Source organism: Pantoea phosphatilytica (assembly GCF_051025615.1).
In the GTDB taxonomy this organism is placed as follows: Bacteria; Pseudomonadota; Gammaproteobacteria; order Enterobacterales; family Enterobacteriaceae; genus Pantoea.
This window is the reverse complement of sequence record NZ_JBPFDF010000001.1, coordinates 928905-945012: the sequence shown is the minus strand read 5'-3', so window position 1 is coordinate 945012 and position 16108 is coordinate 928905. Positions and strand designations below refer to the sequence as shown.

The 16108-nt window shown below is 56.4% G+C and carries 15 protein-coding genes and 3 tRNA genes; 10 read left to right on the top strand and 8 right to left on the bottom strand.

Annotated features, from left to right (window positions below; all coding sequences use genetic code 11):
• Window positions 1-266: 266 nt before the first annotated feature.
• Window positions 267-1064 carry a C40 family peptidase gene (locus ACR6AS_RS04765; protein ID WP_434161971.1) on the top strand — a complete coding sequence of 266 codons (798 nt, stop codon included), beginning with the start codon at window positions 267-269 and terminating at the stop codon, window positions 1062-1064.
• A 48-nt stretch (window positions 1065-1112) separates the two neighbouring features.
• Here ACR6AS_RS04765 and cydH read toward each other — a convergent pair whose 3' ends face one another.
• Window positions 1113-1202, bottom strand: a complete 90-nt coding sequence (gene cydH, locus ACR6AS_RS04760) for a cytochrome bd-I oxidase subunit CydH (protein ID WP_095707274.1) — start codon at window positions 1200-1202, stop codon at window positions 1113-1115.
• 282 nt (window positions 1203-1484) lie between these two features.
• Here cydH and purR point away from each other — a divergent pair, with 282 nt between their 5' ends.
• Entirely contained in the window at window positions 1485-2510 is a 1026-nt protein-coding gene (gene purR, locus ACR6AS_RS04755) for an HTH-type transcriptional repressor PurR (protein WP_128086201.1), read from the top strand.
• Here purR and punR read toward each other — a convergent pair.
• Entirely contained in the window at window positions 2507-3412 is a 906-nt protein-coding gene (punR, locus tag ACR6AS_RS04750) for a DNA-binding transcriptional activator PunR (protein WP_111139068.1), read from the bottom strand. The two genes, purR and punR, sit on opposite strands and share 4 nt — an antisense overlap.
• Window positions 3413-3519: 107 nt before the next feature.
• Between punR and punC the strand changes: the two genes are divergently transcribed.
• Entirely contained in the window at window positions 3520-4722 is a 1203-nt protein-coding gene (gene punC / locus ACR6AS_RS04745; RefSeq protein WP_111139069.1) for a purine nucleoside transporter PunC, read from the top strand.
• A gap of 309 nt (window positions 4723-5031) precedes the next feature.
• A complete protein-coding gene (cfa, locus tag ACR6AS_RS04740) occupies window positions 5032-6180 on the top strand; it encodes a cyclopropane fatty acyl phospholipid synthase (protein WP_111139070.1) in 1149 nt (382 codons plus the stop codon).
• 166 nt (window positions 6181-6346) lie between these two features.
• On the opposite strand, the gene ACR6AS_RS04735 is transcribed toward cfa, so the two are convergent.
• Complete coding sequence (locus ACR6AS_RS04735) at window positions 6347-7006, bottom strand: riboflavin synthase subunit alpha (RefSeq protein ID WP_111139071.1); 660 nt, start codon at window positions 7004-7006, stop codon at window positions 6347-6349.
• A gap of 205 nt (window positions 7007-7211) precedes the next feature.
• Between ACR6AS_RS04735 and ACR6AS_RS04730 the strand changes: the two genes are divergently transcribed.
• The 6 genes from ACR6AS_RS04730 (at window position 7212) to ACR6AS_RS04705 (ending at window position 11281) form a co-directional block, all read left to right on the top strand.
• Window positions 7212-8585 carry an MATE family efflux transporter gene (locus ACR6AS_RS04730; protein ID WP_111139072.1) on the top strand — a complete coding sequence of 458 codons (1374 nt, stop codon included), beginning with the start codon at window positions 7212-7214 and terminating at the stop codon, window positions 8583-8585.
• A 154-nt stretch (window positions 8586-8739) separates the two neighbouring features.
• A tRNA-Val gene (locus ACR6AS_RS04725) sits at window positions 8740-8816 on the top strand.
• 3 nt (window positions 8817-8819) lie between these two features.
• Window positions 8820-8896, top strand: a tRNA-Val gene (locus ACR6AS_RS04720).
• An 11-nt stretch (window positions 8897-8907) separates the two neighbouring features.
• Window positions 8908-8984, top strand: a tRNA-Val gene (locus ACR6AS_RS04715).
• A 344-nt stretch (window positions 8985-9328) separates the two neighbouring features.
• Window positions 9329-10741: a pyruvate kinase PykF gene (gene pykF, locus ACR6AS_RS04710; protein WP_111139073.1), complete on the top strand. Its 1413-nt coding sequence runs from the start codon at window positions 9329-9331 to the stop codon at window positions 10739-10741.
• Between the two features lie 303 nt (window positions 10742-11044).
• The gene (locus ACR6AS_RS04705; RefSeq protein ID WP_003853216.1) at window positions 11045-11281 is read left to right on the top strand and encodes a major outer membrane lipoprotein; all 237 of its coding nucleotides are present in this window, start codon (window positions 11045-11047) and stop codon (window positions 11279-11281) included.
• An 80-nt stretch (window positions 11282-11361) separates the two neighbouring features.
• Here the strand turns inward: ACR6AS_RS04705 and ACR6AS_RS04700 are convergent, their stop codons facing one another.
• Genes ACR6AS_RS04700 through sufC form a run of 5 tightly spaced genes read right to left on the bottom strand, consistent with a single transcriptional unit; the run spans window position 11362 to window position 16106 of the window.
• Complete coding sequence (locus tag ACR6AS_RS04700; RefSeq protein WP_367395445.1) at window positions 11362-12387, bottom strand: L,D-transpeptidase family protein; 1026 nt, start codon at window positions 12385-12387, stop codon at window positions 11362-11364.
• A gap of 56 nt (window positions 12388-12443) precedes the next feature.
• Window positions 12444-12860, bottom strand: coding sequence for a cysteine desulfuration protein SufE (sufE, locus tag ACR6AS_RS04695; protein WP_111139075.1), 417 nt, complete (start codon window positions 12858-12860; stop codon window positions 12444-12446).
• A 21-nt stretch (window positions 12861-12881) separates the two neighbouring features.
• Window positions 12882-14105 carry a cysteine desulfurase SufS gene (gene sufS, locus ACR6AS_RS04690; RefSeq protein WP_111139109.1) on the bottom strand — a complete coding sequence of 408 codons (1224 nt, stop codon included), beginning with the start codon at window positions 14103-14105 and terminating at the stop codon, window positions 12882-12884.
• Window positions 14105-15385 carry a Fe-S cluster assembly protein SufD gene (sufD, locus tag ACR6AS_RS04685; RefSeq protein ID WP_111139076.1) on the bottom strand — a complete coding sequence of 427 codons (1281 nt, stop codon included), beginning with the start codon at window positions 15383-15385 and terminating at the stop codon, window positions 14105-14107. Before sufD ends, sufS begins: the two co-directional genes overlap by 1 nt.
• Window positions 15360-16106, bottom strand: a complete 747-nt coding sequence (gene sufC / locus ACR6AS_RS04680; protein WP_111139077.1) for a Fe-S cluster assembly ATPase SufC — start codon at window positions 16104-16106, stop codon at window positions 15360-15362. The genes sufD and sufC overlap by 26 nt, the downstream gene beginning before the upstream one ends.
• Between the last annotated feature and the right edge of the window lie 2 nt (window positions 16107-16108).

Here is a 16108-nt window from a genome sequence, read left to right as displayed (position 1 = left end):
TGGTTAAGTTATGCCGCAATGCGTTACGTTTCCTGATGATTAACAGCGGGTAACAGATTAATAATTCGTAATAAATTTGCTGATATAAGATGCTGAAAATGTTCATTTTCAGCGCAATTTCAGCGGTTACAAAGATTAATAATAAAAGACCTTACAGTTTTTAAAAGAACTGGACTAGAATGGCCTGGGCGCTGATCCTCGATCAGATTAATCTCAACTTTGTCACGGTGCGTAGTGGCCATGACAACTTAACTAACTTACGGACTATGCGTTTAATCATTACGCTTTTCATGCTGGCCTTTGCGCAACTGTTTTTCAACACCGCCGCCGCGTCGCCTCACACGCCGGTGAACGTCAGTTCGCATAAAGCAGAGAAAAAGAGTGCGCGCGACGATGAGCGTCGTAAGCGCCGCCCGGTCAAAACGGTCACGAAAAAACCGCGTGTCACGCCTGTTCAGAAACTCAAAACTAAAAAACAGAAAAAAGCTGAACTCACCGCGACACAGACACCCGCTAAGAAGACCTCGCTTAAAACCGCCCGCATCAGCAAGAATCACGAAAAGAAACGCTATGGTCATCAGCGTGGGCTGAAAACCGCCGACGCGGATACCCGCGAAACCGGCACCATTAAAATGAGCAAATCTCACCGCCAGCGTTACCAGAAGGCGCGTGAAACGGCGATGACCAAGCTGATGGGTCAGCTGGGAAAACCCTATCAGTGGGGCGGAACGTCTCCGCACACCGGTTTCGACTGCAGCGGTCTGGTCTGGTACGCCTATAAGGATCTGGTGAAGTTTAAGATCCCGCGTACCGCCAATGAGATGTACCACCTGCGTGACGCCGCGCCGATCAAGCGTGAGTCGCTGGAGAAAGGCGATCTGGTCTTCTTCCGCATCAATGGCCGCGGCACCGCCGATCATGTCGGAGTTTACCTGGGTGACGGCAAGTTTATTCAATCGCCCCGCACCGGCAAAGATATCCAGATCAGCGCATTAGGGGAAGATTACTGGCAGCGCCACTACATCGGCGCCCGCCGGGTGATGACGCCGAAAACGATCCGCTGAACAGCAGCAGAGTCAGAAAAAAAGCCGGGAAAATCCCGGCTTTTTTTATCAGTGCAGAATGGCGGTAAAACTAAAGGCCACAATCATCAGCAGACAGCCAACGGTGGTCATTAATGCCAGTTTGAGGTCGGTACTCACGGCTTGCTCCTTAGTCACACAGTTCACAGGGTTATTTCATTTTCCCACACGACCCGGTAAAAATCTCGTGTTATCCGTCCAGCCTTGTTAGAATCCCGCCTTTGTTGCGCAACGCGCGCAACGCTGATTCCGTTTGCACCTTTTTTCAGGCGTGATTTCCGTCGCCCGCGGTCAGATTACCGGCCAGCAACGCTGCATTTTTGCGAAAAAAACCCTGAGCAGACGCAAACGTTTAACACTACGCTTATCAGAGAGTTAGATAAGCACCGGAGTCTGATTTACATGGCAACAATAAAAGATGTGGCAAAACGCGCTGGCGTCTCCACGACCACCGTTTCGCACGTCATTAATAAAACCCGCTTTGTCGCTGAAGAGACGCGCGAAGCGGTCTGGCAGGCGATCAAGGAACTGCACTACTCACCGAGCGCCGTGGCACGCAGCCTGAAAGTGAACCACACCCGCACGCTGGGGCTGCTGGCCACCTCCAGCGAAGCGCCCTACTTCGCTGAAATTATCGAAGCCGTCGAGAATCACTGCTTCGATAAGGGCTATACGCTGATCCTGGGGAATGCCCACAACGATCTGCAAAAGCAGCGCGCCTATCTCAGCATGATGGCGCAGAAGCGCGTGGATGGCCTGCTGGTGATGTGCTCCGAATACCCGGACGACCTGCTGCAGATGCTTGAAGAGAATCGCAACATCCCGATGGTGGTGATGGACTGGGGCGAATCCCGCGCCGACTTCACTGACACAGTGCTGGACAACGCCTTCCAGGGCGGTTATCTGGCCGGCCGCTATCTGATTGAGCGCGGGCACCGTGATATTGGCGCCATTCCCGGCCAGATGGAGCGCAATACCGGGGGTGGCCGTCATGCCGGTTTCCTGAAGGCGCTGGAAGAGGCAAATATCCAGCCGCGCGCCGAGTGGATCGTTCAGGGCGACTTCGAGCCGGAGTCTGGCTATCAGGCCATGCAGCAGATTCTGTCGCAGAAGCAGCGCCCTACGGCGGTATTCTGTGGCGGTGACATCATGGCAATGGGGGCGATTTGCGCCGCCGACGAGATGGGATTACGCGTTCCTCAGGATATTTCGGTGATCGGGTATGACAATGTGCGCAACGCGCGCTATTTCGCGCCAGCCCTGACTACCGTCCATCAGCCGAAAGCCCAGCTGGGCGAAAAGGCGCTGGATATGCTGCTGGACCGCATTACCAGCAAGCGTGAAGTGTCGCAGACCATCGAGGTTCACCCGACGCTGATCGAACGTCGTTCCGTCGCCGATGGCCCGTTCCGCGACTACCGGCGTTAATCCTCGCTTAACCACTCCTGATTAAGCGTCTGCGCATCACCCAGATAGCTGAGCAACCAGCCTGTCGCCGGTGATGCACGATCTTCTGCCCAGCTGACGCAGCACGGACTGTCCGGAAACGGAACCGGCAGCGTCAGCTCGGCCAGATCGCCACTGTCGAGCAGCGGTCTGGCCAGATGGCCGGGCACCATCGCCACACACAATCCCGCCTGCACACACTCCAGCCCGGTCTGCCACTCCGGCACCACCAGCCTGCGCTGATTGTCCAGCGTCCACGTCATCCGGCGCGGCAGCGCCCGCGAGGTATCTTCCAGCACCAGCGACGGCCAGCTGCGCAGCGTGTCATCATCTATCTGGCTCGCCTGCGTCAGGGGATGATCGGGCGCGACCACGCAGCGCCAGTTCAGGGTGCCCATATCGCGAAAGGCAAAACGCCCGCCTACCGGAATCGCCTGAGTGGCGCCAATCGCGATCTCCACCCGCCCATCGGCCAGCGCATCCCAGACGCCATTGAACACTTCATAACTGATGCTCAGCTCCATATCCGGGAAGTGGCGATAGAAATCTTTGACCAGCTGTCGGGTACGCTGCGGTTTAGCGATGCGATCGACGGCGATGCTCAGCTGACCACGCCAGCCATTCGCCAGCTGCTGACACTGTCGGCGGGTAGCGAGCATTTTTTTGATAACGCTGCGCCCTTCCCGCACAAAATGTTCGCCTGCCGGGGTCAGCACCACTTCCCGATGCTGACGTTCGAACAGCGGGACCGCCAGCCAGGTCTCAAGCTGACGCACGGTGTAGCTGATGGCAGAGGGCACCCGATGTAGCTCCTGTGCTGCTGCGCTGAAGCTGCCGCCGCGGGCCACCGCGTCAACCACCTCTAATGCATATTCCGACCACATAATCTGCCTTCAAAATTTTTAACAGCAATCGGCAAATATTAGCGTTTCACAGCGGCAAACGCACCTTTTACACTCTGCCGCGTTCATTCTGCAAAAATGAGAATCAGATGTTATCGAATAAAGGATTTATGCCCTATCTTGCCCTGCTGAGTATGCTGGGCTTTCTGGCTACGGATATGTACCTGCCCGCCTTCGGTGCGATGCAGCAGAGCTTTAACACCTCGCCCGGCCTGATCAGCGCCAGTATGAGTCTCTTTCTGGCGGGCTTCGCCTGTGGCCAGCTCTTCTGGGGGCCGCTGTCGGACCGGATTGGCCGCAAGCCGGTACTGCTGGCCGGTCTGACGCTGTTTGCCGTCGGCTGCGCCGGGATGCTGTGGGTCAGCGACATTTCCCTGATGCTGACACTGCGATTTGTTCAGGCAATTGGCGTCTGTGCCGCTGCCGTAAGCTGGCAGGCGCTGGTGGTGGACCGCTATCCTGCCGCACGCGCCAGCAAAGTTTTCGCCACCATCATGCCGCTGGTCGCCCTCTCACCGGCGCTGGCTCCGTTGCTGGGCGCCTGGCTGATCGGTCACTTCCACTGGCGTTCAATTTTCCTGGTGCTGACGCTGATTGCGGTGGCGCTCATCCTCGTGACCCTGCGTCTGCCCGCCGTGCGCAAGGCGGCGGCGGAGAAAGGATCGCAGCCCGGCTTCTTTACGTTGCTGAAATCACGTATCTACAGCGGCAATGTGCTGATCTACTCTGCCTGCTCTGCCAGCTTTTTCGCGTGGCTGACCGGTTCCCCCTTTATCCTGGCGGATCTGGGCCTTTCACCCGCCGATATCGGTCTGAGCTATGTGCCGCAGACGCTCGCCTTCCTGATTGGCGGATTTGGCTGTCGTGCCCTGCTTAACCGTTTTAATGGCGCACAGATCCTGCCCGCGCTGCTGGGGATTTACAGCCTGAGCATTCTGGCGCTGTTCGCCGTGGCGCTTTCAGGCAGCAGCACCCTGGCCGGTCTGATGGTGCCATTCTGCGGCATGGCGCTGGCAAATGGCGCGATCTATCCGATTGTGGTCGCCAGCGCGCTGATGCCGTTCCCGCACGCGACCGGGAAAGCGGCCGCGCTACAGAATACGCTGCAGCTGGGACTCTGCTTCGTCGCCAGCCTGGCCGTGTCGGCCGGATTAACCCAGCCTCTGTTTACCACCACCCTGATCATGACGGTAACGATTCTGCTCGCGCTAATCGGTTACATCATGCAGCGTGCCGCAAGCGCACAAACGGTTGTTGCCTCCTCTCAGCCTGCCTGCCAGGATAATCAGTAACGCACAGGCTTTTTAGTTAGCCTGCTGACAATAAGCCATTGAACATTGACCCGCGTGAGAATATACTCATCCGGGTCAAATAATCTTCGACAAATCAAAAAGATAATAACGTAGTAACTTGATTGGCAGCCTGTTGCCGGGACGGTATCTGCACGCGTTATTCTTACCTTTTCCGCCCTGTCACAGGCTACTCCAGTCCTCTGTACCACACAGATAATCGGTGTGCGGAGTCATCCGTTGCGTTTCTCAATGCCTGACAAATTGGCTACTCTTTGTGCAGGCTCAGACTGGACAGGTGGTGGAAAAGCTATGAGTTCATCTTATGCAGAAGCAGTAAGCCCGGAAGAGAATCCCTGGTATCGCATCATTCACGAGCTGCTGGAAAAAGCGGATATCGAAATTAATGGTTCACGCCCCTGGGATATCCAGGTCACGCATCCCGGATTCTTTAAGCGTGTCCTGCAGGAGGGGTCACTCGGGCTCGGTGAGAGCTATATGGATGGCTGGTGGGGGTGCGATCGGCTGGATATGTTCTTCCATCGCGTGCTTAAACACAGGCTGGATCAGCAGCTTCCGCACCACTTCAAAGACACGCTGCGCATTGCCGCCGCACGTTTAACCAATCTGCAGTCTAAAAAACGGGCCTGGATTGTCGGTAAAGAGCATTACGACCTGGGTAACGATCTCTTCTCCCTGATGCTCGACCCCTATATGCAATACTCCTGCGGCTACTGGAAAGAGGCCACAACGCTGGCGGCCGCTCAGGAGGCCAAGCTGGATATGATCTGCCGTAAGCTGGCGCTGAAACCGGGGATGTCGCTGCTGGATATCGGCTGTGGCTGGGGCGGGCTGGCGGCGTTTGCCGCACGGCACTATGGCGTCAGCGTGCAGGGCGTGACCATCTCCGCCGAACAGCAGAAGCTGGCGCAGCAGCGCTGTAATGGCTTAGACGTCACGATTCTGTTGCAGGATTATCGCGATCTCAACGCGCAGTTTGACCGCATCGTGTCGGTGGGGATGTTCGAGCATGTCGGCCCGAAAAACTACGCCACCTACTTTGATGTGGTCGATCGCAATCTGAAACCGGACGGGCTTTTTCTGCTGCACACCATCGGCGCGATCAAAACAGATATGCGCGTCGATCCCTGGATCGACAAATATATTTTCCCCAACGGCTGCCTGCCTTCGGTGCGTCACGTTGCTGAGGCCAGCGAACCCCATTTCATTCTGGAAGACTGGCACAACTTCGGGGCCGATTATGATAGAACCCTGATGGCCTGGCATGAGCGTTTTTTGCAGGCCTGGCCGGAGCTGGCCGACAGCTACGGTGAACGGTTTAAACGGATGTTCACCTACTATCTTAACGCCTGTGCCGGTGCCTTCCGGGCGCGTGATATTCAGCTGTGGCAGATCGTCTTCAGTCGCGGCGTGGAGGGGGGATTGCGGGTCGCGCGGTAGTCAACGCGGCTGACGCTTACCGCAGCCGCAGGCAGCAGGATCACAAGAGGAAACGGGCCCGGCGATGGCCTTACCTCAGGGATGAGGGGCGTCATCGCGCGGGCCAGTATCTGCTGCTGTGGGTCTGATCGCCTCACCCGCTCTTGAGGCGCTGACGCGCCTTCGATCAGCTCTCGTCGGCAGGCTGGCCGGTCAGCACTTTCATCGCCGCTTCGGCATCGCGCTGGGCTAAGACGCGCTCAACGGTCTCCACTATCGCCTGGGTGTGCGGATCGATCTCAATATTCACCCGCTGACCAAAGGTTTTCGCGCCCAGCGTGGTGCGTTCCAGCGTTTCCGGGATCAGATAAACACAGAATCTGGTTCTGGTGACGTCGCCGACCGTCAGGCTGATGCCATCAATGCCGACAAACCCTTTGTGCAGGATATATTTCATCTGCAGCGGATCCTGGATTTTAAACCAGACTTCGCGGTTATGTTCTGACTGAATAATCTTGCAGATTTCAGCCGTGGTCATAATATGACCCGACATCAGATGGCCGCCGATTTCATCACCGAACTTCGCGGCACGCTCAATGTTGACCACGTCGCCCTGACGCAGATCGCCAAGGTTAGTGACCCGCAGCGTCTCTTTAATCAGATCGAAACTGACAAGGTCGCCATCGATGGCCGTCACGGTCAGGCAACAGCCGTTATGCGCCACGGAGGCGCCCAGCGCCAGCCCCGGCAGGAGTTCTTCCGGCAGGCGGACAGTATGGGTACGAAACAGCTCTTTCTCTTCAATGGACACAATTTCAGCGGTGCCCTGTACAATACCGGTAAACATAGTCTTTGCCTCTGCGAAGTTTGGGCCAGTTTATCACAGCTCAGCTCCGCTGTTAGATTTCAGCCCGTGTGCACCCGCCCTCACCGGGGAGAAAACGCATCCTGTGACAAAGATTGGCGAATACGGTTGCGCCAGTTACACTTACTCGCGCAATTCTCCGGGCATCTCTGCCCTTTTTACTTTATTTAACTCGTCAGGTGTAAACGTGCAGAAGTATTTAACAGAAGCGCGTCAATTGCTGGCCCTTGCGATTCCTGTCATCCTGGCTCAGGTGGCTCAGACCGCGATGGGCTTTGTGGATACCATTATGGCCGGCGCAGTCAGCGCCACGGATATGGCCGCCGTTGCTGTCGGCACCTCTGTCTGGCTCCCGGCCATCCTGTTTGGTCATGGTCTTCTGCTTGCATTGACGCCCACCGTTGCGCAACTCAACGGCTCAGGCCGCCGCGAACGCATCGCTGAACAGATCCGCCAGGGTTACTGGCTGGCCTTTTTCGTCTCCCTGCTGACGATGCTGCTGCTGTGGCACGCCGGATATCTGATCCGGGCGATGCATGATATCGATCCGCAGCTGGCGCTGAAGGCCGAAGGCTATCTGCATGCCCTGCTGTTCGGTGCGCCGGGTTACCTCTTCTTTCAGGTGCTGCGTAATCAGTGCGAAGGGCTGTCGAAAACCAAGCCCGGTATGGTGCTGGGTTTCCTGGGGCTGATGTTCAACATCCCGCTGAACTATATCTTTATCTATGGCCATTTCGGGATGCCTGCGCTGGGTGGCGTCGGCTGCGGTGTCGCAACCGCCTCGGTCTACTGGGTGATGTTTATCTGTATGCGATTCTGGATGCGCCGGATGGGCAGTATGCGCGACATTCGTATGGCGAGCCGCTGGTCGCCGCCGTCCCGGGTGATCCTGAGCCGCCTGGTCGCGCTGGGATTGCCGGTGGCGCTGGCGCTCTTTTTCGAAGTCACGCTGTTTGCGGTCGTCGCCCTGCTGGTTTCACCGCTGGGCATCGTGAACGTGGCGGGCCACCAGATTGCACTGAACTTCAGTTCGCTGATGTTTGTCCTGCCGCTGTCGCTGGGTGTCGCGACCACCATTCGCGTGGGCTATCGTCTGGGCCAGGGCTCCACCGAGCAGGCGCGGGTGGCGGCCTGGACCGCGCAGGGCGTGGGGATCAGCATGGCGGCGCTGACGGCCCTGTTTACCGTGACGTTCCGCCATCAGATTGCCCTGCTCTACAACGACAATCCGGAAGTGGTGACGCTGGCCGCTCAGCTGATGCTGCTGGCAGCCATTTATCAGTTCTCCGATTCGATACAGGTGATCGGCAGCGGCATCCTGCGCGGTTATAAAGATACGCGGTCGATCTTCTTTATTACCTTTATCGCTTACTGGCTGCTGGGGCTGCCCGCGGGCTACCTGCTGGCGCTGACCGACTGGCTGGTGCCGCGCATGGGACCTGCGGGCTTCTGGTGCGGCTTTATTATCGGTCTGACCTCGGCTGCGGTGATGATGCTCTGGCGCATCAGACGGTTACAGCAGTCGCCTGCCGAGGTTATCCTTGCGCGTGCGGCGCGATAATCGTCAGAATGCGGGCCAGCACTGGCCCGCAATGCCCAAAAAACCGACGGTTAGCACAGTTGCTGCGCAGTCGTGGCGAAAATGCGATTTTCCCCTTGCCAGCCTTACACGCTGCCGTTAATATTCGTCCCCGCTGTCGCCCTGACAGCATGTTGCGCTCTTAGCTCAGTTGGTTAGAGCACCACCTTGACATGGTGGGGGTCGATGGTTCGAGTCCATTAGAGCGCACCAAGTGCGTCCGTAGCTCAGTTGGTTAGAGCACCACCTTGACATGGTGGGGGTCGGTGGTTCGAGTCCACTCGGACGCACCAATATTCAGAATGCGCTCTTAGCTCAGTTGGTTAGAGCACCACCTTGACATGGTGGGGGTCGATGGTTCGAGTCCATTAGAGCGCACCACTTTCAGACATTCCTCAGCTTGCGCAACGTCCCTTTTATTGATCTGCATCGTTTACCTCCTCTGCTTTTTGATTGGTTTTCGCATACTTAGCGTCTATACTGTCCCGCGTTGCTTACTTGAAAGGTTTCAGCGATCACGTGCTTACTGCGATAACTCAAATGATTTGCGCAACAACAGCGTGGTGGTTACCAACCGTAACCGCACAACTTCCCTGCACGCCTGGCCTTCGTCACCTATTCTTACTCAGTACTGCCCATTTCAGTCTCAATCAGAATTTTCACTTCGATGCGCTGCCATCGGATTCCGCCCTTATTCATCCATCACAACTTACAGATAATCCGTCATGAAAAAGACTAAAATCGTTTGTACAATCGGCCCGAAAACCGAATCCGAAGAGATGCTGACTCAGCTGCTTGAAGCTGGCATGAACGTTATGCGTCTTAACTTCTCTCACGGTGACTATGCTGAGCATGGCCAGCGCATTTCAAATATGCGTGCCGTGATGCAGAAAACCGGCCGTCAGGCCGCGATTCTGCTGGATACCAAAGGTCCTGAAATCCGCACCATGAAACTGGAAGGCGGCAACGATGCGTCTCTGAAAGCGGGTCAGACCTTCACCTTTACCACCGACCAGAGCGTGATTGGTAACAACGAGCGCGTTGCTGTCACCTACCCGGGCTTCACCGCTGACCTGAAAATCGGTAACACCGTGCTGGTCGACGATGGCCTGATCGGCATGGAAGTGACCGAAGTCACCGAGAATACCGTGGTCTGTAAAGTCCTGAACAATGGCGATCTGGGCGAAAACAAAGGCGTCAACCTGCCAGGCGTCTCTATCCAGCTGCCTGCGCTGGCAGAAAAAGATAAGCGCGACCTGATTTTCGGTTGCGAGCAGGGCGTGGACTTCGTCGCCGCCTCCTTTATCCGTAAACGTTCAGACGTACTGGAAATCCGCGAACACCTGAAACAGCACGGTGGCGAGCACATCCAGATCATCTCTAAAATCGAAAACCAGGAAGGCCTGAACAACTTCGACGAAATCCTCGAAGCCTCAGACGGCATCATGGTTGCGCGTGGCGACCTGGGTGTTGAGATCCCGGTTGAAGAAGTCATCTTCGCGCAGAAGATGATGATTAAAAAATGTAATAAAGCCCGCAAAGTGGTCATCACGGCCACTCAGATGCTGGACTCCATGATCAAAAACCCGCGCCCTACCCGTGCAGAAGCCGGTGACGTAGCCAACGCCATCCTCGACGGAACCGATGCGGTTATGCTGTCAGGCGAGAGCGCCAAAGGCCGTTATCCGCTGGAGTCGGTCACCATCATGGCGACCATCTGTGAACGTACCGACCGCGTGATGAAGTCCCGCATCGACAGTGAGAACGACACCCGCAAACTGCGTATTACCGAAGCCGTCTGCCGTGGTGCCGTGGAAACCGCTGAAAAACTGGAAGCGCCGCTGATTGTGGTCGCAACCGAAGGTGGCAAGTCTGCGAAGGCTGTACGTAAATATTTCCCGAACGCCACCATCCTGGCGCTGACCACTAACCAGACTACGGCGCGTCAGCTGATCCTGAGCAAAGGGATCGAAACCCGCCTGGTGACTGAAATCGCCTCTACCGATGATTTCTATCGTCTGGGTAAAGAAGCGGCGCTGGAAAGCGGCTACGGTCAGAAAGGTGACGTCGTGGTACTGGTTTCAGGTGCATTAGTACCAAGCGGAACTACCAACACCGCCTCAGTACACGTCCTGTAAATCCTGACTTAGTTTTTATTTTGAAGCGCCTTAAACGGGCGCTTTTTTTATTTCTTCTTAAACCAGATGCCGGAAAATTCCAATAGAAAATAACTATTCAAATACTCTTAATATTAAGGTTAACCCGATTAAATCTCTCTGTTTTCGCTAAATTTTTTTATCATGTTCTGGGATTCGCTGCTTCTTTGAGCGAACGATCAAATTTAAGCATGTTCTCATCAAAAATTTATTCTCAACCTAAAAAACTTTGTGTAATACTTGTAACGCTACATGGAGATTAACTCAATCTAGAGGGTATAAATAATGAATCGTACTAAACTGGTACTGGGCGCGGTAGTTCTGGCTTCAACTATGCTGGCTGGTTGCTCAAGCAACGCTAAAATCGACCAGCTGTCTTCAGACGTTCAGACTCTGAACGCTAAAGTTGACCAGCTGAGCAACGACGTGAACGCAGTGCGTTCAGACGTTCAGGCTGCTAAAGACGACGCAGCTCGCGCTAACCAGCGTCTGGACAACCAGGCTCACTCTTACCGTAAGTAAGAGTTCTGGTTTAAAAATGGCGCCTTTATGGCGCCATTTTTTTTGCCCTGAATGTCGTGCCCTCGCGGGCACGCCTCGTGTCAGGGCTGAGCTGTTTTCGCGTCTGTCTCTGAAACCGGCTTCTCCGCCTCTTGTGCGGCATCCTGCAGGCTCGCAGGCGGCACGGTATCACTCTCTACCGGCTCACCGCTGCTGACCAGCACCGGCATTCCTGAGCGTCTTGCCAGACTGGCTTTAATCAGCGCGCTGTCACTCTTATCGCTTTTCATAAACCGCTTCATGTCAGCACTGAGCGCAAGTGGCATGGTCTGCGGATCGTCTTTGTCATTGCGTGAGAGTGGCTGATGCACTTCCACGTAGCGTTTGCCATCCGGCTCTACCGCATACTTCACCGGCTGATTGATGATCTGTACTCGGGTTCCTTTCGGCACGGCATTAAACAGCGCCTCAATATCCTCTGAACGCAGGCGGATGCAGCCTGAGCTGACGCGCATCCCGATACCAAACTTCGCATTGGTGCCGTGGATCAGATACTGCCCGGTGCCACGCGCCAGACGCATCGCAAACTGCCCCATCGGGTTATCCGGGCCGGCCGGGACGACGCCAGGCAGGGTAATGCCCTCTTTCGCGTAACGCTTGCGGATATTAGCCGTAGGCGTCCAGGTCGGGTTGGGGATCTTCTGACTGATCTGTGTCACCATCACGGGTGTAGCCGCACCCAGCTGACCAATCCCGATCGGATAGACGATGACCTTGTCTTCGCCTTTGGGGTAGTAGTAGAGACGCAGCTCGGCCAGATTCACCACGATGCCCTCACGCGGCGTATCCGGCAGGATCATCTGGAGCGGCACCGTCAACTGCGTGCCCGCTCTGGGCAACCAGGGATCGGTGCCCGGATTGGCCTCCAGCATCCCCAGCAGGCCGACCTGATAGCGTGCGGCAATGGCTTCCAGGGGTTGTTTGTCATCGGGAACCTGGGTCAGGACGTTTTCGCCAATCAGGCGACTGTCAGGCGGCGGCAGCGGATATTCCGTGGCAAAGGCGGGTGCAGAGAGCCCAAAACAGGTCAGCAGCAATGCACCGGCTAAACGTAAAGCAGGTTTCATGCAATGTTCTCGTCAGATAAAAAAACAGACGCCGGATGGCGTCTGTGGAGTGTAACTTAGCTAAGGTTCTGAGCGGTATGGCGAATAGACCGAATCATCGCCTCCAGCCCCTGCGACCGGGTGGGCGTCAGGTGCTGCATCAGCGCCAGTTCGCCAAACCAGTGGCGGACATCCAGCGCCAGAATCTCGGCGGGCGGCAGGTTCTGATAGAGACTGAAAACGATAGCAATCAGTCCCTTAACGATAGCGGCATCGCTGTCGCCTTCAAACGCGATGGAACCATCCGCCTGCGGCGTCATGCGGATCCACACCTGACTCTGACAGCCTGAAATCACATTCTCCGGCTGGTGTAAGGTTTCAGACGATTCCGGGAGCTTCGAGCCCAGCTCAATGATGTAGAGATACTTCTCTTCCCAGTTGGCGCAACGATTAAAGTTACGAACCAGTTTCTCTTTGTCAGGCAAATTCGCCATCGGTTACTCCGTTAAAACTGTTCAGCCGCCCAGCAGACGATGAATGCGCGTCAGACCGGCAGCCAGACGATCCACTTCTTCTTCACTGTTGTAGAAGGTGAAGGAGGCACGACACATGGCTGGCACGTTGTAATGCTGCATCAGCGGCATCGCGCAGTGGTGTCCGGTGCGGATGGCGATGCCATACTGGTCCAGAAAACTGCCGACATCATAGGCGTGATGTTTGCCAAGGTTAAAGGCGATGACGCCTGCGCGTGACTGAGGACCGTAGATCTGAATATCCGGGACCGTGCCCAGCTTATCCAGCGCATAGTTCATCAATGCGGTTTCACGCTGATGGATCGTATCCAGTCCCAGTGCCTGCACATAGGCCATCGCCGCGCCAAAGCCGATAATGCCGCCGGTGTTGGGCGTGCCCGCTTCAAAACGCCACGGTGCGCTGTTCCAGCTGGTGCCGGTTGGCAGCATGACGCGATCGATCATCGAGCCGCCCCCTTCCCACGGTGGCATCTCATCCAGCAGCGCCTTGCGGCCGTAAAGAATGCCGACCCCATTCGGGCCATAGAGCTTGTGGCTGGAGAAGACGTAGAAGTCGCAGCCGATATCCTGCACATCCACCCGGTCGTGCATCACCGCCTGTGCGCCATCCACCAGCGTGACCACGCCAGCGGCTTTTGCCTGCGCGACGATCGCTTTGACCGGGTTAACGGTGCCCAGCACGTTAGAAACATGCGTCACGGCCAGTAACCGGGTGCGGCTGTCGATCAGCCCCGCCAGCTGCTCCAGCGCCAGTTCACCGTTGTTGTTCAGCGGCAGGACACGCACCTCGGCACCGTTGCGCGCCGCCAGCATCTGCCACGGCACGATGTTGGCGTGATGCTCCATCTCAGTGATGATCAGGTTATCGCCCGCCTGGAGGTTGCTGCTGCCCCAGGTGTTCGCCACCAGATTGATACCTTCGGTGGTGCCCTTGACGAAAACAATCTCTTCCTGCGAGGCGGCATTGATAAAACGGGCAGCCTGATCGCGCACGTTCTCCATGTCGCTGGTCGCCTGCTGGCTCAGCGTATGGATACCACGATGCACGGCCGCGTAGCCGTGCTGATAGAAATGACTCTCGGCGTTTATCACGGCGAGTGGACGCTGTGCGCTGGCCGCACTGTCAAGATAGGCCAGCGGATGACCGTTGACCTCACGCTTCAGGATAGGAAAATCAGCCCTGATGCGTTCGAGATCGAAGTTCATCATACGTCGCCTCCGGGAAAACGTTGCGCGATACGCTGCAGCACGGCCTGACGGATCACCTCATCTTCCAGGGTTTCGGTCAGCTCCGCGGCAAACGCGTGGATAATCATGGTCTGCGCCGCATCCTGCTCAATTCCGCGTGAACGCAGGTAGAACATCTGCTCGTCGTCAATACGACCGATGGTGGCACCGTGACTGCACTTCACGTCATCCGCGTAGATTTCCAGCTGCGGTTTGGTGTCCACTTCAGAAAGCTTGCCCAGCAACAGGTTGTTGTTGGTCATCTGTCCGTCGGTCTTCAGCGCATGCTGTGCCACTTTGATATGGCCGTTGAACACCGCACGCCCTTTGTCGCGCACGATGGTTTTGTGCATCTGACGGCTGACACAGTGGCCTTTGTTGTGCTCCAGGTAGGTACGGGTATCCGCCACTTCCTGTTTCACCGGCAGCACCAGGCTATTGATAGCCAGCGTGCTGTTTTCGCCGTTCAGTTGTGTGCTGCTGTTGTGACGTGACAGACCGGCACCCAGCAGGAAGCTGGTGCTGCTGACCTGACCGTCGTTGCCAATCACCAGATCGTTGTGCGCGAAGTGATAGCTGCTGCTGCCTTCGAAGGCCAGCTTGGTGTGCGTCAGCTTCGCATTGTCGCCCACCGCAAAGGTGAAGCGTGCCCCGGTGAAGTGAGCATGTTCACCCAGCGACACATAGTGCTCGATCACTTCCGCTTCGGCGCTCTCTTCCAGCTGCAGATGATGGCGATAGTGCACCGTGTTCATGCTGTCCGGCTTGCCGCTGGTGATATGCAGCAGGTAGAGCGGACGTGCCGCGGATTTGCCGCGCGCCAGGCGCAGGGTCGTGACCTCTTCCGCCAGGCTCTCGGTCAGATGCAGGAACACTTCAGGCTGAACCGCAGCAGGCAGCGGATGGCGCGCCGCCGCAGCACTGTGCTGGATCTCAAACAGTTCGCTGTCGCGGCTGCTGAAGTCGGGCTGGAACTGGCCATCCACGAAGACCAGTCGGATCGCGTCCAGCGGCAACGCCAGCGCGTCAACCTGTTCCGCGCTCAGGGTCTGCGGCGCATCAGGCAGTACAAACTGCTGAGACAGCAGCGTATCCAGCGGCGTGTATTTCCAGTTTTCATGCTTGCGGGTCGGCAGACCCACGCGCATCAGTTGCTGCCAGTGCTGCTGAGCCTGCAGAGAGCGTTTGTCGCCGCGCGACTCAAACAGGTGATGCCACTGTTGCAGCGCAGAATCACTCTTCGTCGGTAAGCCAGCCATAACCTTGCTCCTCCAGCTGTTTCACCAGCGAGAAGTCGCCAGATTTCACGATTTTGCCCTGATACAGAACATGAACGAAGTCTGGCTTGATGTAGTCCAGAATACGCTGGTAGTGGGTCACGATGATGAAGGCACGCTTCTCGTCACGCAGGCTGTTGACGCCGTTGGCAACGATTTTCAGCGCATCGATATCCAGACCGGAGTCAGTTTCATCCAGGATGCAGAGATCCGGCTCCAGCGCCGCCATCTGCAGAATGTCGTTACGCTTCTTCTCACCGCCGGAGAAGCCGACGTTGACGGAGCGGGTCAGCAGATCTTCCGGCATCTTCAGCAGCTGAATTTTCTCTTCGATGAAGTCCTGGAAATCAAAGCGATCCAGCTCATCCTGCTGACGATATTTACGCACCGCATTGACGGAGGTCTGCAGGAAGAACTGATTGCTGACGCCCGGAATTTCGACCGGATACTGGAAGGCCATAAAGACCCCTTCACCGGCACGCTCTTCAGGTGCCAGCTCCAGCAGATCTTTGCCCTTGAACGTCACGGAGCCGCCAGTGATTTCATAATCTTCACGGCCGGCCAGCGTCGCGGAGAGCGTACTCTTACCTGAACCGTTCGGACCCATGATGGCATGGACTTCGCCCGGTTTAATTTCGAGATTCAGGCCACGCAGAATGGCTTTATCTTCAACACTGACCTGTAAATCTTTAATGCTTAACATAC